Below are 20,896 nucleotides of genomic sequence, written 5' to 3'. Positions count from 1 at the left end.
TGAAAAATAGATGGGTCCGGACCCCAGTGTTAATTTTGATTTAAATCAATATCAAATTTTAAAAATCATCTATTTTGCAATTATGAAAATACATAATCTTGTAAAAACTTTGATACTAGCCATAGCTATAAGTTCTTTAATTACTTTTGCTACTGTTTTGATTTCACCATATCTATTCTAGGATAGGCCCCACCATTCAGAGACAATGATGATACTCTATAGGGTAGATACATGGTGAGACCTACTTATTTGTAACAGAATAAATCTTAATATTTTTGATTTACATCAACTTTTTCTTTTTAAATTTCTTTAAAAAAAAATCATGTCAATTAAAGATCTAGTTTATAAAGTTCCAGGTTTATCATTTGATGTTAATAGACTGGTTGACACTTATAGAGAAATCAAAAGAAAAAAAGAATTTGATCAAGGTGATGGATCAGTGTCACATATAGATAGTATTTCTCTTAATAAAATTCCAGGTAATGATGATAGTACTTCAGGAAAATATTCGTGGGGACTTTATTGGACAAAACCAGATAGTTCAGGCCAAGAAGTGGCTAGAGCTGATTATATTGAAGAAAACAATTTCACAGAGTTTTTACCAGAATTTGAAAACACATATTTTAAATTTGTTTACGATATATTATCTAGAAGATTCGCTTTAGGAAGAACTCGAATATTAAAAAAAGGACCAAGATCAACCTTGAGTTGGCACAAAGATCCAGAACCAAGACTGCATATTCCAATTATTACCAATCCGGGATGTAGATTTGTAATTGAAGACAGATCTTTTCATTTACCTGCAGATGGGGGTGTATGGATAGTTAATGCAAAAAAATATCATAACTTTTTTAATGGTGGAGAAGAGGATAGAATACATTTGGTAGCAACACTTCCACATAGTAAATTATTTACTAAAAGAAAATACACTTACAATCAACTTTGGGATCAATGGGCGAGCTAGATTTAAATTTTTTAGTAAATTTTTTAGCGTGGTTAATCATAGCTAATTTCTTATTTATTATTTTCCGAGTATTTATATTTGGAAGTTTTCCTAAAAGTTTTATTTATAAGATACATCATTCATTCTTTAAAGTTTCACATAAAGATTTTGCAAAAGCACATTACAAAGGCATCATTCTCCATGTAACCTTAACAGTTTTTTTTGTTTTACTTCCTTATATTGTTTTAAGATATTCAATTTAATCTCATAAAATTTTTATCCACCTAACGTTTGACACAAATCAAATTATAAAAACTTTGATCAAGATCAAATAAAATTTTGAATCAGTCATTAAGGTAATATTTATGGATACAAAAAATTATATATCTATCTTTATCTCTTTAATATTAATTTCAATTACATTATAGGCAAAAATATGAATACAAAAAAATATATATCTATCTTTATCTCGTTAATATTAATTTCAATTACATTACAGGCAAAAAGTGGTGAAGCAGACAAGCTTCCTGTAGTCATTCAGGAGCTGGTGCCAGCACCATTAGTTCCAACTCATAACATAATTGCAAAAGGGGGACCCAAAGTAATTAAAGTGAGAATGAGTATAACAGAAAAAGTTATCACTATTGATAAACAAGGAACAAAGTTCAGAGTTTTTGCTTTTAACGATAGTGTACCAGGGCCACTTATCGTTGCCCATGTTGGAGATTATATCGAGCTAACATTAGTCAATCCTAAAAAAAATAATTTTGAGCATAATTTAGATTTTCACGCAGCAACAGGTGCTTTAGGTGGAGGAGGTCTAACACATATATTACCAGGTGAAGCAGTAATACTAAGATGGAAGGCAACTAAACCAGGTGTATTTGTTTATCACTGTGCACCAGGTGGTGCGATGGTGCCTTGGCACGTTGTTAAAGGAATGAACGGCGCTGTTATGGTTTTACCTAGAGATGGATTGAAAGACAGAGAGGGCAACCCAATCACATATGACAAAGCTTTTTACATTGGTGAACAGGATTTTTATCTTCCAAAAGATGAGAACGGAAATTACAAAGAATATATTCACCCTGGTGATGGTTTTAGTGATGTTTTAGAGGTGATGAAAACATTAACACCTACCCATGTTGTATTTAATGGATCAGAAGGTGCGTTAGAGGGAGACAACGCTTTGACTGCAAAGGTAGGTGAAACAGTAATGTTTATCCACGCACAAGCAAATAGAGATACACGACCTCACTTAATTGGTGGACATGGTGATTATGTGTGGCCAAACGGATCGTTTAATGATCCTCCAAGAACTAACTTAGAAACTTGGTTTGTCCCAGGAGGTGCAGCTGGAGCAATGGTTTATAAATTTAGACAACCAGGAACTTATGTTTATCTAAATCACAATCTTATTGAAGCGTTTATCTTGGGTGCAAAAGCTGAAGTTAAAGTAACAGGTAAATGGAATAATGATTTAATGGAACAAATAATGGAGCCTACAAGAATTGTTGATTAATAAAATGCAAGTATACCATAAAAGTTTGAATGAGAATACAGTACTAGAAAAAATATCAAAATTAAAAAATGAAAACAAATATCTCAAAGATGAAATGGATGAAGAGTCTCAAAAATTTATTCAAACTATAAATGTTCTAAAAAAAGAGATTGAGTTTTATAAAAATAATACTGATATTTTGAATATAGAAATTAAAAATCTAAAAAAAACACAAAGGAGAAAACTGTTTACATCATGAAAAAATATATATTAATACTTTTTTTAATATTTTCTAATTACGCAATGAGTGAAGAAATAAATATTAAAATGTTAAATAAGCTAGATAAAGAAAGAATGGTTTATTCTAAAAAAATTATCAATATTAATGTCGGTGACAAAGTTTTTTGGGAATCAACAGACAAAGGGCATAATGTTGAATTTATAAAAGGCGGCGTACCTGATGGTGTAGAAAAATTTAAATCTAGATTAAATGAAGATGTAAGTTATGAATTTACTATTCCAGGTATTTATGCCTATTGGTGCACTCCTCATAAGAGCTTAGGAATGATAGGGTTTGTTATCGTTGGTGATGATAGATCTAATTTAGACTTGATTAAAAAAATAAGATTTTTTGGACAGTCTAAAAAATTAGCTCAAACATTAATTGATCAAATATAAAAATGGCACAAACAGTAAAAAATAATTCTGATATATCTAAGCTCCCAAATAAAAGTGGATTAATGACTGGTGATCCAATTTATAAACCCTTTAGATATCCTTGGTGTTATGATGCTTGGCTAACGCAACAAAGAATTCATTGGCTGCCAGAGGAAGTGCCGTTAGGAGATGACGTAAGAGATTGGCAAAAAGTAATTTCGGCTTCAGAGAAAAATTTATTAAAACAGATATTCAGATTTTTTACACAAGCAGATGTTGAGGTGAATAACTATTATATGGGTCACTGTATGAATGTATTTAAACCGACAGAAGTGAAAATGATGTTGTCTGTATTCTCTGCAATGGAAACTGTTCATATTGCTGCCTATTCGCACTTATTAGACACAATAGGTTTGCCTGAGACAGAATATTCTGAATTTTTAAAGATTAAAGCTATGAAGGATAAATATGATTACCTTCAAAAATGTGATGTGAATTCACTGCATAATATTGCAAAAACACTAGCAATATTTAGTGCTTTTACTGAGGGCGTTCAATTATTTGCTAGTTTTGCAATTTTACTAAACTTTCCACGTCATAATAAAATGAAAGGAATGGGACAAATCATAACTTGGTCAGTGAGAGACGAAACTTTGCACTGCAATTCAATGATAAGGTTATTTCAAGAGTTCATTAAAGAAAATAAAGAAATTTGGACGGATAAATTAAAAAATGAAATTTATGAAGCGTGTAGAATAGCAGTATTACAGGAAGATGCTTTCATAGATGTTTCGTTTGAAATGGGACCGCTTGAAAATCTAAAAGCTCAAGAGGTAAAAGATTATATAAGATGGATTGCAGACAGAAGACTTGTTCAATTAGGACTTGATAGAATTTATAATATCAAAAAAAATCCATTAACTTGGTTAGATTCAATATTAAATGCCGTTGAGCATATGAACTTTTTTGAAGGTAGATCTACAGAATATTCAAAAGCTGCAACTCAAGGTACATGGCAGGAAGCTTTTGAAGATCTAAAATCACCTTATTTTGATTTACTTGAAAAAAATAAGGTTATTGGTGAAACAGAATTTTTTAAACCTAAACATTAGTGAGAAAACGATATGCTAAATAAAACTGAAATAAAAGATAAACCAATATGTGAAAATTTTTCAGAGTACAATGATGTTAGAAAGAATTTAAATAATGCTTTATCAATTAAAGACCCATTTAATCACTGGGCATTTGATAAAGTTCTCCCAAAAGATTTAGTAGATAAATTTCTTAAACTTCCAATTGATCCACTAGTTGTAAATTCTTATTCAGGTAAAAGAGAAAGCAACAATAAATCACGAATATTTTTTAATAATGAAAATTGTAAAAAATATGATTGCATGGAAGAGATTGCAGAAATTTTTAATAGTGATGGAATAATTAATACGTTAAGTTCAATTTGTAGTCAAGAATTGTCTAAAGGAAAACTTCGTATTGAGTATACATTAGATACAGGTGATTTTTGGCTAGAACCACATTTAGATATTAAAGAAAAAATGTTAACATTCTTAATTTATCTTTCAAGTGATACAAACACGTATGCAAAAGATTGGGGAACTACAATTTATAATAAAGATTTAACTTTCAATTCAAAAGTACCCTATAAGCAGAATACAGGATTTATGTTTGTTCCGGGTAAAGACACTTGGCATGGGGTGCCTAAACAATATATTTTTGGAGTTAGAAGGAATTTGATTATAAATTATGTATCAAGTGATTGGAAAAGTACTAGTGAACTTTATAAAATGAATTAAAATTATTTTTTACAACTACATTCTTTAACAAGAAAGAAATGAATTAATGCCATTGAGAACCACATCCAAGTCATTTCATTAATTGAAAATAAAGTGTTGCTATGAGATATCATTGCTACCTGGTTAATATCTTTCCACAAAAATATAATTCCAAGAAATAAAAAAATAAGACCTGAGTAACTTGTTTTCATCAATTCCTATCTAATAAATCTAAATATTGTAAAAAAGCTATGTTTTAAGCCAATAATTTTCTATTAGTTTCTTGTCTGTAAGCCGCTTGTTTTTTTTCATTATCAAGTAAACCAAATTTTTTACGAAAGATTTCTCTCTCTTTCTCAAACTGTCGTTTAATTGAATAATGTAAAATTGAAAAACTTATAAGTGTAAAAATATATGCAGACCAAATATAAATTCCATAGCCATTTAGATATAATATTTCATTAATCATATTATTTTTTAACCTTTTTTTTTAAATAAAGATTGATCTGTATCAAATCTAATAAAAAATAAAAAAGATATATCTTTTTAATGATCAACTATAATGATGAGATAGTTAAAAAATTTACTATTGCATCTATATTTTGGCTTGTAGTAGGATTAGCAGCAGGTTTACTAATTGCTTTTCAGATGGTTTTCCCATCATTAAATTTTGAACCATTATTAACATTTGGTAGGTTGCGCCCCCTACACACTTCTGCTGTAGTATTTGCCTTTGGTGGAAATGTGTTGTTTGCAACAAGTTATTTTGTAGTTCAAAGAACTTGCCAAACTAGATTATCAGGTGATGGATGGGCAAATTTTACATTTTGGGGATACCAGGCATTTATTTTAATGGCTGGTTTAGGATATCTATTTGGAGTTACCCAAGGTAAAGAATATGCTGAACCAGAATGGTATGCTGATTTATGGTTAACAATAGTTTGGGTAATATATTTAATAATTTATTTAGTTACACTTACAAAAAGAAAAGAACCTCACATTTATGTAGCTAACTGGTTTTTTCTTGCTTTCATAGTTACAGTTGCGGTTCTACATTTAGTTAATGGTGTTTCAATTCCAGTATCATTGTTTAGTGCAAAAAGTTACCCGTTATGGGGAGGTGTTCAGAGTGCAATGATCCAATGGTGGTATGGACATAATGCAGTAGGATTCTTTTTAACAGCTGGATTTCTTGGAATGGTTTATTATTTTATTCCAAAAAGAGCTAATCGACCAATTTACTCATACAGATTATCTATTTTACATTTCTGGTCTTTAATTTTTTTATATATTTGGGCGGGTCCCCATCATTTACATTACACAGCCTTACCAGATTGGGCTCAAACATTAGGTATGACTTTTTCAATTATGCTTTGGATGCCTAGTTGGGGTGGAATGATAAATGGAATGATGACGTTATCTGGAGCTTGGTACAAACTTCGAGAAGATCCTGTTTTAAAATTTATGATAATTTCTCTAGCATTTTATGGGATGAGTACTTTTGAAGGTCCTTTAATGTCTATTAAAGAAGTTAATGCTTTAAGTCATTATACTGACTGGACTATTGGCCATGTTCATTCAGGCACATTAGGTTGGGTAGCATTTATTAGTTTTGGTGTAATTTATTATTTGTTTCCAGTTTTATGGAATAAAAAAAATCTTTACTCACTAAGATTAGTTAATATTCATCTTTGGATTTCCACTATTGGTATTGTTTTTTATATATCCTCAATGTGGGTATCAGGAATTATGCAGGGTTTGATGTGGAGAGCTTACGATAATCTTGGGTTTTTAGAGTATTCTTTTGTTGAAACGGTTATGGCGATGAAGCCATTTTATCTAATTAGAGGTATTGGCGGAGTTTTATTCTTTATTGGTGTTTTGATTATGATTTACAATTTAATCAAAACTTTAGAGATACCCAGCACAAATAAATCAACAATTTCTCAAAAGGCTCAAATCCAATGATGGAAAAACATAAAAAATTAGAAAAAAACTCAATTCTATTATTAATTTTTACGGTTATAGCTGTTTCAATTGGGGGCATAATTGAAATCGTTCCACTTTTTAGATTGGAAACTACAATTGAACCAATTAAAGGTGTTAGACCTTATACACCCTTAGAACTTAAAGGATTTAATATTTATTTAAGAGAAGGTTGCTATACGTGCCACAGTCAACAAATCAGACCATTACGAGATGAAGTTGAACGTTACGGGCATTATTCTTTAGCAGCAGAAAGTATGTATGATCACCCATTTCAATGGGGATCAAAAAGAACAGGGCCAGACCTTGCACGTTTAGGAGGCAAATATTCTGATGAATGGCATGTAGAACATTTAATCAAACCTCAAAATGTAGTTCCAGAGTCAATTATGCCTAGCTACAAACATTTAAGTAATCGAGTTTTAAGCTTTGATGACATGGGAAAACATCTGAGAGCATTAAAAATTACTGGTGTTCCTTACACAAAGGAGATGATTGAAAATGCCTCAAAGGATGGTCTTGCACAATTAAGACCAGAAACAGAAATGGCAGAAAATTTAAGAAATAGATATGGAGAGAAAGTAAATATTAGAAATTTTGATGGTAACGAAAATATACCTACAGAATTAGATGCTTTGATTTCTTACCTTCAAGTCTTAGGAAGTATGGCGGATCTAAAAAATTATGATCCTCAAATAGTTGAAGAGGTAAAAAAATGATAGGTTTTATTTCTGACAATGCAGGTGTTTTAGGTTTAGTCATTTTTTTCTCTATTTTTTCAATAGTTGTTATTTGGTTATTCAATCCAAATTTTAAGAAAAAAATTGAGTCACATAAATTTATACCAATTAAAAATGAAAAAGTAATCTATGTCCGAAAAAAATAATAATAAAGAGATTGATAAAATAACAGGCCAAGAAACTACTGGACATGAGTGGGATGGTTTAAAAGAATTAAATACACCTGCACCAAGGTGGTGGATATGGGTATTTATAGTTACAGTAATTTGGTCAGTTGGTTATTGGATTGTTTATCCTTCTTGGCCAACTTTGACTGGAAGCGGTTATCGTGGAGGTACAGTTGGAATACTAGATTGGACTCAATACAAAAAATTAAGAGACAATCAAAAAGAAATATTAGACATTAGAGAAAATTATAAAGAGTTTTTTAAAGCAACCTCATTTGACGAAATACTTAAAGATAAAAAATCTTACACTTATGCAGTAGCAGGAGGTAAAGCGGCATTTAGAGATAATTGTGCAACATGTCATGGATCAGGTGCCGCTGGAGCCAAGGGGTATCCTAATTTAAACGATGATGATTGGTTGTGGGGAGGAAACGTTGAGCAAATTTATTCATCCATAAAATATGGTATTCGATCTGGTCATGATGAAGGTAAATATTCTGAAATGCCAGAGTTTGCAGAAGTTTTAAATGATGAGCAAATTAATGAGTTGGCTGAATACATCTTATCTCTCAATGAAAATAACAACCAATCAAGTGAAAATACCTTATTTGCTGATAATTGTGCTGCTTGTCATGGAAATAATGGTGAGGGAATTCAAGAATTGGGCGCTCCTAATTTGAGAGATAATATTTGGTTTTATAGTAGTGGTGATAAATCGAGCATTATTTCTCAAATTAAAAAGCCAAAACATGGAATTATGCCTGCTTGGGAGGATCGTTTAGATGACCCAACTATAAGAATGTTAGCTTTATATATTCATTCACTATCAGCGTCACAATAAGACATTAATTATGCAAGAAAGTTTGGAAAAAAATCCACTACGTTTGTTTTCTGAGCAAAAAATTATCTTTCCAAAAAGAGTTTGGGGAAAATTTAGAAAAATAAAATGGATTATTATGACATGCACATTGTTTGTTTATTATTTTGCTCCTTGGATAAGATGGGATAGAGGTCCACAGATACCAAATCAAGCAATATTAATTGATATGCCAAATAGAAGAGCATACTTTTTTTTTATTGAGATATGGCCACAGGAAATTTATTTCTTAACTGGAATATTAATATTCCTAGCAGTAGCATTGTTTTTAAGCACAAGTCTTGTAGGGCGTGCCTGGTGTGGTTATGCGTGTCCACAAACTGTTTGGACTGATTTATTTGTTTGGGTGGAAAGAATTTTTCAAGGAGATCGTAACTCTAGAATGAAATTAAGCAATGCACCGATCAGTTTTAACAAAATATGGAGAAAACTATCAACTCATATAGCTTGGATCGTAATTGCAATATTAACTGGAGGTGCGTGGGTTTTTTATTTTAATGATGCACCAACATTATTAGAACAAATTATAAATTTTGATGTTCCTTGGTCTGTTTTAAGCTGGATTGTAGTTTTAACTTTTTCAACTTATTTGATGGCTGGTTTTGCAAGAGAGCAGGTTTGTACTTATATGTGTCCCTATGCTCGGTTTCAGTCAGCAATGTTTGATAGGGATACATTAATTATAAGTTATGATGAATTTAGGGGAGAGCCAAGAGGCAAACATAAAGCTGGTGATAGTTGGGAGAACAAAGGCCACTGCATCAATTGTACAGAATGTATTCAAGTTTGTCCTATGGGCATTGATATAAGACAAGGTTTGCAAATGGAATGTATTGCCTGTGGTTTGTGTATAGATGCATGCAATAAGATTATGAAGAAAATTAATCTACCAGCAGGATTAATTAGATATGACACAGAAAAAAATAAAGGTAGACGTTTTAGAAATGAAAAAGAAAAAAAAAGCCTATTAAGAGGACGTATATACAGTTATTTATCAATACTTCTTATTTTAAGTGCCGCAATTCTTTATATGTTGTTGAATAGATCAATTCTAGAACTTAATGTTTTGCATGATAGAAATCCATTATTTGTAAAACTTTCAAATGGTCAAATAAGAAATAGTTATGATATTAAAATTCTCAACAAATCATTTAAAAGTAAGAAATATTCACTCTCTATTGAAGGTCTAAAAAATTCAAAAATTAAAATTCAAGGTATAGAAAGTTTATCTTCTAACAACTTACCTGTTGTGGCTAATAGTGTTGGTCATTATCGTATTTTTCTTATAGCGGATAAAAATAAAGAGGTTCGAAAAAAAGTAATTTTCAATATTAAAGAATTAGATGATGAAATATCGGATACAGTAGAAAACATATTTATTAGTGGGAAATATTAGTATGATTAAGCAAAAAAATAACAGTTTTCCTCATTATTTTATAGTTTTCTTCGTTATTTTGATAATTTTAGATAGCATATTTGTTTATCTAGCAACCTCAACTCATAGAGGTGTAGTAACTGAGAACGCTTACAATCAAGGATTAAATTACAACAAAATAATTGAGGCTAGTAAAAAACAAAGTGATTTAAATTGGAAAAGTGAAATCATTTATCAAGATGATTTTCTAAATTTTTATTTAGAAAATGAAAAAAAAGATAGTTTTGATGGAGCTTCTGTTACAGCTTTTTTAGTTAGACCAACTCAAACTGGTTATGATTTTTCAATTAAATTAGAAAAAAAAACAAATGGTAAATTCCAAAAATTAATTAAATTTCCTTTAAAAGGACAGTGGGATGTAAAGATATTGGTAATATGGAACAAACACAAATATCAAACAATAAAACGAATTTTAATAAAATAGAGATAAATAAATTATTTTCTCCTTTTGTTAAAATTGATCCAAAAAATAATAATAGTATTATTTTTAAAGTAAAAAATATTCACTGTGCTTCATGTATCCATCTTATTGAAAAATCACTTTACACTCTAGAAAATGTTTTTTTTGTAAGAGTAAATATGTCTACTGAAAAATTAGAAATTAAGTGGGTAGGAGAAAAAAAATTAGCAGATAAATTTGCTAAAATTGTATCTGGGTTAGGATATCCAATAAGTTTATATGATGTTGATAATTTAGATAATAATTTTGAGGAAAATAAAAAAATCTTAATAAGATCTATTGCAGTGTCAGGTTTTGCAGCAGCGAATTTAATGTTAATTTCAGTTGGCTTGTGGTCATCATCAGTTGAGACAATGGGATTTGCAACAAGAGAACTATTTCAATGGATTTCAAGTTTAATTGCACTACCAGCAATAATTTATTCTGGGAGACCATTTTTTTATTCGGCATTAAAAGTTTTGCTTAAAAAAAATACAAATATGGATGTGCCAATTTCATTGGCAGTAATTCTAACTAGTTTAATTAGTTTTTTTGAAACAGTTAATAATGGTGAACATATCTATTTCGACTCTGCGATAATGTTATTATTTTTTTTACTAATTGGTAGATATCTAGATGTTTTAGCAAAAGGTAAGGCAAAAAAATCTGCTAAAGAATTACTGTCAGCTTTAGGTGGCACAGCAACAGTTATAAAAGATGAAAAACAAGTAATTGTTCCGATAAAAGACATAAGGGCAGGAGATATTATTACAATTTCTATAGGAGAAAAAATACCTGCAGATGGAATTATTCTAAACGGATCTACAGAAATAGATTTAAGTCTTATTAGTGGTGAAACATTACCTAAAAAAGCAAATATAAATGATAATGTATTTGCCGGTACAATTAACATTTCAGCACCAATTCAAATTGAAGTTTCTAAATCTACAGAAAATAATTTACTCACAAACATTGTGAAACTAATGGAAAAAGCAGAGATAAGTAAATCCAAGTACACCAGAATTGCTGATAAAGCAGCCAAATTATACACACCAATAGTACATTTAACTGGCTTATTTACATTTATTGGATGGTGGATGTTCGCTGATTTAGCTTGGCAACCCTCACTTTTAATAGCGGTAACCGTATTAATTATTACATGTCCCTGTGCTTTAGGTTTAGCTGTTCCAGTCGTTCAGGTATTAGCAAATAATTCGCTTATGAAAAAAGGCATCTATTTAAAATCTGGTGATGCTTTGGAAAAATTATCAAAAGTGAAATATGTAATTTTAGATAAGACAGGAACACTAACAGTGGGTAAGCCTAATTTAATAGGATCATACTCAGAAGAAGATCTACAAATTGCAGCATCGTTAGCACATTATAGCAAACATCCTTTTTCAAGATCTATTTGTAATCAATTTAATGGCAAATTACTTAATTTAGATAATGTAAAAGAAATAATTGGTTGTGGAATGGAAGGATATTTTAAAGGTAAATTATTAAAACTAGGAAAAAAAAATTGGTCTTGTCCTTCACAAAAAGATGAAGATGAAATTTTTTCAGAGATATGGCTTTCGGTAGAAAATGAAAAAAAAATCTGTTTTAGTTTTGAGGATCAATTAAGAGAAGACACCAAGGATGTAATTGATGAGATTAAAAAATTAGGAGTTATTCCAATAATTTTATCTGGTGATCGAAATGAGGTAGTAAAAAGAATAGCAAAACACCTTAGTATAAATGATTATTATTCTGAATTTTCAATAGAAATGAAAAGTGAATTTATTAGAAAATTAAAATTACAAAATAAAGAAATTCTGATGGTCGGAGATGGTTTGAATGATGCCCCATCGCTGGCTGAAGCTGATGTATCTATTTCACCATCAACCGCAATGGATATTACCCAAAATACTGCAGACATTGTTTTTCAAGGTGAAAAACTATTTCCAATTATTAGTTGTATTAAAGTTGCAAAAAAATCTGTTTTATTAATCAAACAAAATTTTTTAATGGCAGTTATTTATAATATCTTTGCTATTCCTATGGCGATCATAGGTTTGGTCACACCATTAATTGCAGCTATTGCAATGTCAAGTTCTTCACTATTTGTAATTGGAAATAGTTTTCGTTTAAATCTAAAAAGGAAAAAATTTTAATCATGAATATTTTGCTCTATCTTATACCTATTGCACTTACTCTTGGTTTAATAGGGTTACTAGCATTTTTATGGACGTTAAAAAATAATCAATACGAAGATCTAAAAGGAGCTTCTGAAAGAATTTTGATTGAAGAAGAAAAAGAAAAAAATGATAGAGACTAGTCTATTGATATTTAGCATTAAATTCTTTTGTAAAACTTTCAATTTCGCTACCTGGCATCGGTTTGGAAAATAAAAAACCTTGTATTAAATTTATACCAATTTCTTTTAGATATTTTAGCTGCTCTTTAGTTTCAACTCCTTCAGCTATTATTTGATTATCTAATCTAGTTGCCATTGTTTTAATTCCTTCTACCGCAACACGAGAGCGTTTATTAGTTACAACATTATCAATTAACTGTTTATCTAATTTAATGATATTCCAGGGTGTATTAATCAAACGTTCAAGATTACTTCCTTTTACTCCATAATCATCTAAAGCAACTGACACTCCTTGATTTTTCGCATATTGTATTTCCTTATTGGCCGCTTTGTCATCAATTCTATTATTTTGCGCTTCTGTAATTTCTACTATTATTTCATTATCAATTAAAGTTTTTATATATTCTATTTCTTCCATCACTAGCTTTCCTGCTCCAATATTTGCAAAGTGAGACATTTGAAAATTAATTGAAAATTTTATCCTTTTATCGATATTAATATTTTTAAAACTTTTATCAAAAACCGTTCTCCATATTCTAGTACCTTCTTTCATAGATCTTGCATTTAAGTGAATAAATTTAGATAAGAAATCTTTTGGTAAAAGTATAGTGCCATTAGGCTTAGTCCATCTTATTAAACATTCAAAAAATTTAATTGAATTATTTTTTACATCAATAATAGGTTGAAAATAAAAACTTAATTGACTTTTTTTAAGAGCTTCACTTAATCCATCAAGTGTAATAATTTCATTTAATTCCATAGAGGTAGCAATAAATTTATCATCTGCAAATTTATAATTATTACGACCTTTTTTTTTAACAACTTGCAAAGCTCTGTCGGCGTATGATAAAGCATCTGAAATTTTACCATCAACAGGAAGTAACGCAGAACCAAATGAACACGTTTTTTGTATTAATATCTTATTATCATCTAAGAAAATACTATTCAATTTATTATGAATAGATTTTGAAAATTTATTTATCTTTTGAGATAGAGTAAAATCTTTATATCCTTTTGCAGTTTCATATTTTTTTTCAATATCTTTTAAATTGAAAAGTAGTGCAAATTCTTCACCACCTAATCTTACAGAATTTAAACTTTCTCCTCCAATTTTTATTAGTTCTTGACCAAATTTTTTTAAATATTTGTCACCAACATTATGACCATAACTATCATTAACACTTTTAAAATAATCAATATCAATAATTAGAATTAAATAATCAAATGTTCTTTTATTATTATCACCATTATTAAAAAAGAAACTTCTTCTTGTTTGAATATTTGTAAGTTCATCAACATTAACTATTCTTTCCAATTTATCTGTTTTAATTACAACATAAGATAAAAATATTATTAATAAAATAAATAATATAAAAACAAATACAGCTTCATAATAAAAAACAATAATAAAATTATTTTTGATAATATCATTAATACTTTCAAACTCATGATCGTGAACAGGTGAGAATAAATGAATTAAAAAAAAAACTGAAAATATTAGAATAGATAAAATTAATAAAAGTAAAACTTTATGTGTTGTTTTTAAACTTATTAATAATTTTATCATATTTAAGTTAAATATTTACCATGTGTAGTCTTGGCCCAATAATGTGGCTTGGTTATTACTTCAAAAAGTCCGATGAAAGCTGCATAACTATGCAACATCCAATAAATAGGAACTAGCGGTAAGATAAAATATAATTTACTAAATTTTCTATTTATACCTGCTACCATTGACATAAAAATATTAGATAAATTGTATAAAAGTATTCCATAAATAAAATATGTTAATAAATCATCTCCAAACCCCACCCAGCTTGAATAATCAGGCGATGTAAGCAAGAAAAATCCTTGTAAAATAGCAAAGGGATTAATTAAGAAGTTTATTAATGGTAATGTTAAAAATAAATGAAATCCTGCAAATCCCCTTAAACCAGTTCTCCATAAAAATTTAAATGGATTTCTATTATGAATTAAGACAGTAATCATGTGTCCTTTAATCCATCTTGTTCTTTGTTTAATCCAAGCTCTTTTGCTACCGGTTGCCTCTTCCCATGTAGTAGAATTTAAAATTGTTGTCTTAAATCCTTTTTGATAAATACGAACACCTAGATCCGCATCTTCAGTCACATTGTAAGAGTCCCAATTATAAAGTTCGTATAATTTTTTTCTTTTAAAATGATTAGATGTTCCTCCTAAAGGAATTGGAGATTTAAATTTATTTAAACCAGGTAAAAACCAATCAAACCATTGGGCGTATTCCAATGAAAATAACCGAGTTAAATAATTATAACCTTGATTGTAATAATTAAGAGATGCTTGCAAACAGACATAATCATCGGGCAAAGATCTAAATTTAGCTACAGCTTTTAATAATTGATCTGTCTCAGGTTTATCTTCAGCGTCATAAATACAAACATATTCACCCCGACAAAATGTTAAAGCATAATTACATGCCTTAGGTTTTGTTTGTGGATAACTTTTAGGTACGATAATGAATTCAAAAAAATGAGGTGGATTTAATTTTTTTGCTAATTCAATAGTCTCTAAATCTTCTTCTTCAAAGATTAATTTTACATCAAGTTTTTTCTTTGGGTATTTTAATGCAGATATATTTTTAATAAGTTTTTTTAAAACTTCAGTTTCTTTATATATAGGAATCAATATTGAGTACGTAGGTAAATTCTTTTGTCCTAAAATGGGGATTTCTTTTTTATATCTATTTTTAAATTTTAAATAAATAGCCACTACAAAAAGCCAAACCCTAAATGATGAATTAATTAAAAAAACACACGTACAAAAAGCGGCAAAACAAAAAGAGGTTTCAGCTGGATATTTATAGCCACAGGTGACTAACGTCCCAATTAATGACAATAAAAAAATTGTAAGTTTCAGGGAAAAAACTTTTTTTGCAGATAATTTAGGTTCTCTAATATGAAGCAATTCAGATGCATTTTTAGTATCCGTTCTTTTATAAATTTTTTGAAAAAATAATTTTAGATCCCTAGGTGTTGTTAATACAATTTTTATTTGATCCTTTTGATATTCAGACAATAAAAAATCTATTAATTTTCTATCTATATTTGTTGTTAAAATTAAAATTTTATCATCTTGCTTTGAAAAAGGGTGGCATCTATTTTCAAGGTACGAAATGTGTTTATTTTTTTTTCTAAAATTTGATAAATCTTTTGATATTTTTTTATTTCTTATAATTTCATTATACAAAATGAAATCATAACCATGTAGGCTCGATATAGTTTTATAATAATCTAAATTTGAAATTTTTTTTCTATTAATTATTTTTTGAGATATTTTTTTTAATTCAGGTTTTAGATTTATTAAATTAAACCCTTTGTATTTTCTAACATTAAATTTTTCGTCCTGTATAATTTTTCTGGATCTTGGAAATGATAAAATTTTAGTATTATAAAATTGCAACATTGCTTATTAAGTTTTGTTAAAAATAATTATTAAAAATTAATTTTCTATATTTTTATAAAAAAAAAAAATTTTTTGAAGATTCAATTTCACCATTTTAGGTTTTTTTAAATATCTTGAAGAGCAGTTACTTCTAATTTTTTAGTTTTAAGAGATTTGATAGCTTCCAAGCATGCTTGAGCAGTCGACATGTTGGTGCAATATGGAACTTTATTCTTTAGTGTTGCTCTTCTAAGTGCAATAGCATCATTTAGTCTGTGCTCAGTATTTCCTCCACCCGTATTAATGACTAGTGCGATTTTTTTTAAATCTAAGACATCGACTATATGAGGAGATCCACTACTTACTTTATTAATAATTCTACATTTAATTTTATACTTTCTAAAATATTCTGCAGTACCTTTAGTTGCACAAAGTGTAAAATTTAATTTAATTAGCTCTTTAGCTAAGTCTATCCCTTCATCTTTGTGAGAATCTTTTAAGGATACGAATGCTAATCCTTGTTTTGGTAATGAGTTAGCAGCACCAATTTGACTTTTAGCAAATGCCATTCCAAAATTTTTATCAAACCCCATTACTTCACCTGTTGATTTCATTTCAGGCCCTAGAAGTAAATCACTGTTTGGAAATTTGTTAAAAGGAAACACAGCTTCTTTTACAGCATACATTCCTTTAGATTTATCTTTTAAATTAAACTTAGATAATTTTTCACCAGCCATTACACGTGATGCAATTTTAGCAAGCGGAAGACCTTTTGCTTTTGATACAAATGGTACTGTTCTACTAGCTCGAGGATTTACTTCGATGACATAAATCTCATCCTTTTTAATTGCAAATTGAATGTTCATAAAACCTTTAACTTTTAAAGCTAAAGCTAATTTCTTAGTTTGATTTTCAATTTCTTTAATCAAGTATGGCTTAATTGATATTGGAGGTAGGCTACAAGCTGAGTCTCCAGAATGAATTCCAGCTTCTTCAATATGTTGCATGATGCCTGCTACATGAACTTGTTTTCCATCTGATATTGCATCAACATCAACTTCCATTGCATGATCAATAAATTTATCAATTAAAATTGGATTTTCTTCAGCTGCTTTAAAAGCTTCTTCAACAAAGTTTTTAAGCTGGCTTTTTTCATGAACAATTTCCATTGCTCTTCCCCCTAATACATATGAAGGTCTAACCATTAACGGCAAACCAATCTTTTCTGCTATTTGAATGGCTTGCTTGAATGTTTTAGCAATTCCACTTTCAGCTTGCTTTAATTTTAATTTATTAAGAAGATTTCTAAACAGATCTCTATCTTCTGCTAAATCAATTGATGTGTACTGCGTTCCTAAAATTGGCAGTTTGTTATCATGTAAAAATTTAGCAAGTTTAATTGGAGTTTGGCCACCAAACTGAGCAATAATACCAACTAGGTTTCCTTTTTCTTTTTCTTTTTTAATTATATTAAATACATATTCTTCTTTTAAAGGTTCAAAGTACAACCGGTCACTAGTATCATAGTCAGTTGAAACCGTTTCAGGATTACAATTGATCATGATGGTTTCAAAACCAGCATCCTTTAGTGCAAAACTTGCCTGACAGCAACAATAATCAAACTCAATTCCTTGTCCTATTCTATTTGGTCCACCACCTAGTATTATGATTTTTTTCTTAGCTGATGGATCGGCCTCACACTCAGAATTAATTGAAAAATTTCTTTGATATGTAGAATACATATAAGGAGTAAACGATTTAAACTCAGCCGCACATGTATCAACTTTCTTAAATACGGGTAATATTTTAAGAGCAGTTCTTTTACGTCTGACAGCATCTTCTGATGTTTTTGTAAGTTCAGACAGTTTTTTATCAGAAAAACCAATAGATTTTATTCGGTTAAACTCATTAAAATCTTTAGGTAATCCTTTATTTTTAATCTTAGTTTCATTATCTACAATTTCTTTAATTTGTTCTAAGAACCAAGGGTCAATTTTTGATAAAGTAAATATTCTCTTTAAATCGATCTTTTTTCTTATCGCCTCAGCAACTAATAAAATTTTATTTGGAATACTTTCTTTAAGTTTCTTTTCAATTTGTTTTTTATTTAGATCAAATATTCTATCTAATCCAGAAAATCCTGTTTCAAGTGAAACTAATGCTTTTTGAAGCGACTCTTTAAAGTTTCTACCAATAGCCATAGCTTCCCCAACTGATTTCATAGATGTGCCTAAGGTTGCAGGTGAAGTTGAAAATTTTTCAAATGTAAATCTAGGAATTTTAGTTACAACATAATCAATACTAGGTTCAAATGATGCGGGAGTTACTTTTGTAATTTCATTTTTTAATTCATCCAAAGTGTAACCAACAGCAAGTTTTGCAGCAACTTTAGCAATTGGAAATCCAGTTGCTTTTGATGCAAGTGCAGATGAACGAGAAACTCTTGGGTTCATTTCAATTACAACCATTCGACCATTTTTAGGATTGATTGCAAATTGAACATTTGATCCACCTGTCTCAACTCCAATTTTTCTTAAACAAGCAATGGATGCATTTCTCATTACTTGATATTCTTTATCAGTTAATGTTAGAGCAGGGGCAACAGTTACAGAGTCTCCAGTATGTATTCCCATTGGATCAATATTTTCAATCGAACAGATGATGATACAGTTGTCTTTTTTATCTCTTACAACTTCCATCTCAAATTCTTTCCAACCTTCTAAGCACTCTTCAACTAGAACTTGGCTGACAGGAGATTCGTGTAATCCACTTTTAATAATTTTTAGATATTCTTTTTCATTTTTAGCAATTCCACCTCCTAGACCTCCAAGTGTAAATGCAGGTCTAATAATTGCTGGTAAACCAATTTTCTTTAAAACTTTAGATGCTTGATTAATATTATTGACGATCTCAGATTTAGGTAGATCTAAACCAATATCGATCATGTTTTTTCTAAACTTTTTTCTGTCTTCTGCGTTAGATATTGCTTTAGAGTTTGCACCGATTAATTCTATTTTATATTTTTTAAGAATTCCTTTTTTCTCAGCTTCCATTGCAAGATTTAGAGCTGTTTGACCTCCCATGGTTGGAAGAATTGCATCTGGTTTCTCTTTTTTAATAATTTTTTCTAAAACTTCTAAAGTAATAGGCTCAATATAAGTTTTATCCGCAACATCAGGGTCAGTCATTATTGTTGCTGGATTTGAGTTAATTAGTACAACTTTATAACCCTCATCTCTTAAAGCTTTACAAGCTTGTGTCCCTGAGTAATCAAATTCGCAAGCTTGACCAATAATAATTGGACCAGCTCCAACGACTAATATTTTTTTAAGATCTTTTCTTTTTGGCATTTTTTTTCATGTTGTTAATAAATTCTTGAAATAAATAAACACTGTCTTGTGGTCCTGGGTTTGACTCAGGGTGATATTGAACAGAAAATACTGGTTTGTTTTTTAATTTGATACCCTCAATACTGTTATCAAAAAGAGATTTATGTGTAACTTGAATATTCTTTGGTAAATTTTCTTTAACTACTTCAAAGCCATGATTTTGACTTGTAATTTCAACATTATCATGAATTAAATTTTTAACTGGATGGTTGGCTCCTCTATGACCCAACTTCATTTTTTTTGTCTTAGCACCTAATGTTAATGCAAGTATTTGATGGCCCAAACAAATACCAAATATTGGTAAATTTTTTTTAATTAAATCTTTAATTATATTAATTGCATATTTACCAGTTGCAGCAGGATCTCCTGGACCATTGGATAGAAATATACCGTTTGGCTTAAGAGCTAAAATTTTATCAGAAGGTGTTTTGCATGAGACAACAGTTACTTTACAATTAAAGTTAGAAAAATATCTTAAAATATTTTTCTTAATCCCATAATCAATTGCAACTACATGAAATGTATTTTTGTTATTTTTAATGAAACCTGCTTCTTTTTTCCAAGTTTTAAGGCCCTTCCAAATATAATTCTTTGGTGTTGTAACTTTTTCTGCAAGATCAAGATTTTTTAATCCACTCCATTTAATCGTTGAATTAGTTAATTTGCTGATATTGAATTTGCCATTTTTATTGTAAGCAATAGTTCCTTTTGGAGCACCTTTATCTCTTATGAAATTAGTTAAACTTCTAGTATCTAATCCTGTAATTCCAACTATTTTGTTCTTCTTCAGCCACGCATCTAAATGTTGAAAAGATCTATAGTTCGAGGGAGAAGTTATCTCTGAATTAAACACTACTCCTTTAGTCCATATTTTATCAAACTCGTGATCTTCTTTATTAGTTCCAACATTTCCAATGTGAGGAAAGGTAAAGTTTATGATTTGCCCAGCATAAGAAGGATCCGATATAATTTCTTGGTAGCCAGTTAGTGATGTATTAAAACAAACCTCACCTGTTGCTTCTCCTTGGTAGCCAATTCCAATTCCTCTAAAAATCTTATTGTTTTCAAGAACTAAAATGCCTGTACTGATTTGTGAATTTTTTGAGTTCGATTTTTTTGCTTTTTTGATCAATTACAACTCATGAGTTAGAGGTTAATACAATAATTGCATTATTATCGCAACAGAGATGTATTAT

General features: G+C 29.5%; 20 protein-coding genes and 1 pseudogene. 15 read left to right on the top strand and 6 right to left on the bottom strand.

Annotated features, from left to right (window positions below):
- Positions 1 to 322: 322 nt before the first annotated feature.
- The 7 genes and pseudogenes from ACIJYF_RS05885 (at position 323) to ACIJYF_RS05855 (ending at position 4,909) form a co-directional block, all read left to right on the top strand.
- Positions 323 to 964, top strand: a complete 642-nt coding sequence (locus ACIJYF_RS05885; RefSeq protein ID WP_435085421.1) for an aspartyl/asparaginyl beta-hydroxylase domain-containing protein — start codon at positions 323 to 325, stop codon at positions 962 to 964.
- Complete coding sequence (locus ACIJYF_RS05880) at positions 952 to 1,206, top strand: DUF6868 family protein (RefSeq protein ID WP_435115987.1); 255 nt, start codon at positions 952 to 954, stop codon at positions 1,204 to 1,206. The genes ACIJYF_RS05885 and ACIJYF_RS05880 overlap by 13 nt, the downstream gene beginning before the upstream one ends.
- Positions 1,207 to 1,439: 233 nt before the next feature.
- Positions 1,440 to 2,465, top strand: a pseudogene (gene nirK / locus ACIJYF_RS05875) (copper-containing nitrite reductase); the annotation flags it as partial.
- Positions 2,466 to 2,469: 4 nt separating this feature from the next.
- Positions 2,470 to 2,703 (top strand): hypothetical protein, encoded by a 234-nt coding sequence (locus tag ACIJYF_RS05870; protein WP_435115985.1) that lies wholly within the window; start codon positions 2,470 to 2,472, stop codon positions 2,701 to 2,703.
- Positions 2,700 to 3,122 (top strand): plastocyanin/azurin family copper-binding protein, encoded by a 423-nt coding sequence (locus ACIJYF_RS05865; protein ID WP_435089849.1) that lies wholly within the window; start codon positions 2,700 to 2,702, stop codon positions 3,120 to 3,122. The genes ACIJYF_RS05870 and ACIJYF_RS05865 overlap by 4 nt, the downstream gene beginning before the upstream one ends.
- A 2-nt stretch (positions 3,123 to 3,124) precedes the next feature.
- On the top strand, positions 3,125 to 4,213 hold the full coding sequence (locus tag ACIJYF_RS05860) for a ribonucleotide-diphosphate reductase subunit beta (RefSeq protein ID WP_435085412.1): 1,089 nt from the start codon (positions 3,125 to 3,127) through the stop codon (positions 4,211 to 4,213).
- Positions 4,214 to 4,225: 12 nt separating this feature from the next.
- Positions 4,226 to 4,909, top strand: a complete 684-nt coding sequence (locus ACIJYF_RS05855; protein WP_435115983.1) for a 2OG-Fe(II) oxygenase — start codon at positions 4,226 to 4,228, stop codon at positions 4,907 to 4,909.
- Between the two features lie 2 nt (positions 4,910 to 4,911).
- On the opposite strand, the gene ACIJYF_RS05850 is transcribed toward ACIJYF_RS05855, so the two are convergent.
- Both ACIJYF_RS05850 and ACIJYF_RS05845 read right to left on the bottom strand, forming a co-directional pair.
- On the bottom strand, positions 4,912 to 5,100 hold the full coding sequence (locus tag ACIJYF_RS05850; protein ID WP_435115982.1) for a hypothetical protein: 189 nt from the start codon (positions 5,098 to 5,100) through the stop codon (positions 4,912 to 4,914).
- 44 nt (positions 5,101 to 5,144) lie between these two features.
- Positions 5,145 to 5,357: a heme exporter protein CcmD gene (locus ACIJYF_RS05845; protein WP_435089843.1), complete on the bottom strand. Its 213-nt coding sequence runs from the start codon at positions 5,355 to 5,357 to the stop codon at positions 5,145 to 5,147.
- Between the two features lie 80 nt (positions 5,358 to 5,437).
- Here ACIJYF_RS05845 and ccoN point away from each other — a divergent pair, with 80 nt between their 5' ends.
- Genes ccoN through ccoS form a run of 8 tightly spaced genes read left to right on the top strand, consistent with a single transcriptional unit; the run spans position 5,438 to position 12,852 of the window.
- Complete coding sequence (ccoN, locus tag ACIJYF_RS05840) at positions 5,438 to 6,856, top strand: cytochrome-c oxidase, cbb3-type subunit I (protein WP_435115980.1); 1,419 nt, start codon at positions 5,438 to 5,440, stop codon at positions 6,854 to 6,856.
- Complete coding sequence (gene ccoO / locus ACIJYF_RS05835; RefSeq protein ID WP_435115978.1) at positions 6,853 to 7,593, top strand: cytochrome-c oxidase, cbb3-type subunit II; 741 nt, start codon at positions 6,853 to 6,855, stop codon at positions 7,591 to 7,593. The genes ccoN and ccoO overlap by 4 nt, the downstream gene beginning before the upstream one ends.
- Entirely contained in the window at positions 7,590 to 7,760 is a 171-nt protein-coding gene (locus ACIJYF_RS05830; protein WP_435085403.1) for a hypothetical protein, read from the top strand. Before ccoO ends, ACIJYF_RS05830 begins: the two co-directional genes overlap by 4 nt.
- A complete protein-coding gene (ccoP, locus tag ACIJYF_RS05825) occupies positions 7,744 to 8,622 on the top strand; it encodes a cytochrome-c oxidase, cbb3-type subunit III (protein ID WP_435096052.1) in 879 nt (292 codons plus the stop codon). Before ACIJYF_RS05830 ends, ccoP begins: the two co-directional genes overlap by 17 nt.
- Positions 8,623 to 8,632: 10 nt before the next feature.
- A complete protein-coding gene (gene ccoG, locus ACIJYF_RS05820; protein WP_435115976.1) occupies positions 8,633 to 10,054 on the top strand; it encodes a cytochrome c oxidase accessory protein CcoG in 1,422 nt (473 codons plus the stop codon).
- 1 nt (position 10,055) lies between these two features.
- A complete protein-coding gene (locus ACIJYF_RS05815) occupies positions 10,056 to 10,517 on the top strand; it encodes a FixH family protein (RefSeq protein WP_435115974.1) in 462 nt (153 codons plus the stop codon).
- Complete coding sequence (locus ACIJYF_RS05810; protein WP_435115972.1) at positions 10,469 to 12,688, top strand: heavy metal translocating P-type ATPase; 2,220 nt, start codon at positions 10,469 to 10,471, stop codon at positions 12,686 to 12,688. The genes ACIJYF_RS05815 and ACIJYF_RS05810 overlap by 49 nt, the downstream gene beginning before the upstream one ends.
- 2 nt (positions 12,689 to 12,690) lie before the next feature.
- Positions 12,691 to 12,852: a cbb3-type cytochrome oxidase assembly protein CcoS gene (gene ccoS / locus ACIJYF_RS05805; RefSeq protein WP_435115970.1), complete on the top strand. Its 162-nt coding sequence runs from the start codon at positions 12,691 to 12,693 to the stop codon at positions 12,850 to 12,852.
- 1 nt (position 12,853) lies between these two features.
- On the opposite strand, the gene ACIJYF_RS05800 is transcribed toward ccoS, so the two are convergent.
- The 4 genes from ACIJYF_RS05800 to carA form a co-directional block, all read right to left on the bottom strand.
- A complete protein-coding gene (locus ACIJYF_RS05800) occupies positions 12,854 to 14,458 on the bottom strand; it encodes an EAL domain-containing protein (RefSeq protein ID WP_435115968.1) in 1,605 nt (534 codons plus the stop codon).
- A gap of 2 nt (positions 14,459 to 14,460) precedes the next feature.
- Positions 14,461 to 16,332: a glycosyltransferase family 2 protein gene (locus ACIJYF_RS05795; RefSeq protein WP_435115966.1), complete on the bottom strand. Its 1,872-nt coding sequence runs from the start codon at positions 16,330 to 16,332 to the stop codon at positions 14,461 to 14,463.
- A gap of 104 nt (positions 16,333 to 16,436) precedes the next feature.
- Complete coding sequence (gene carB, locus ACIJYF_RS05790) at positions 16,437 to 19,661, bottom strand: carbamoyl-phosphate synthase large subunit (RefSeq protein WP_435115964.1); 3,225 nt, start codon at positions 19,659 to 19,661, stop codon at positions 16,437 to 16,439.
- Positions 19,639 to 20,832: a glutamine-hydrolyzing carbamoyl-phosphate synthase small subunit gene (carA, locus tag ACIJYF_RS05785; RefSeq protein WP_435115962.1), complete on the bottom strand. Its 1,194-nt coding sequence runs from the start codon at positions 20,830 to 20,832 to the stop codon at positions 19,639 to 19,641. The genes carB and carA overlap by 23 nt, the downstream gene beginning before the upstream one ends.
- Positions 20,833 to 20,896 lie beyond the last annotated feature (64 nt).

The organism is Candidatus Pelagibacter bacterium nBUS_49 (assembly GCF_051200925.1).
Lineage (GTDB): Bacteria > Pseudomonadota > Alphaproteobacteria > Pelagibacterales > Pelagibacteraceae > Pelagibacter.
The sequence above is the reverse complement of the archived record's forward strand: the minus strand, read 5'-3'. Positions and strand labels throughout refer to the sequence as shown.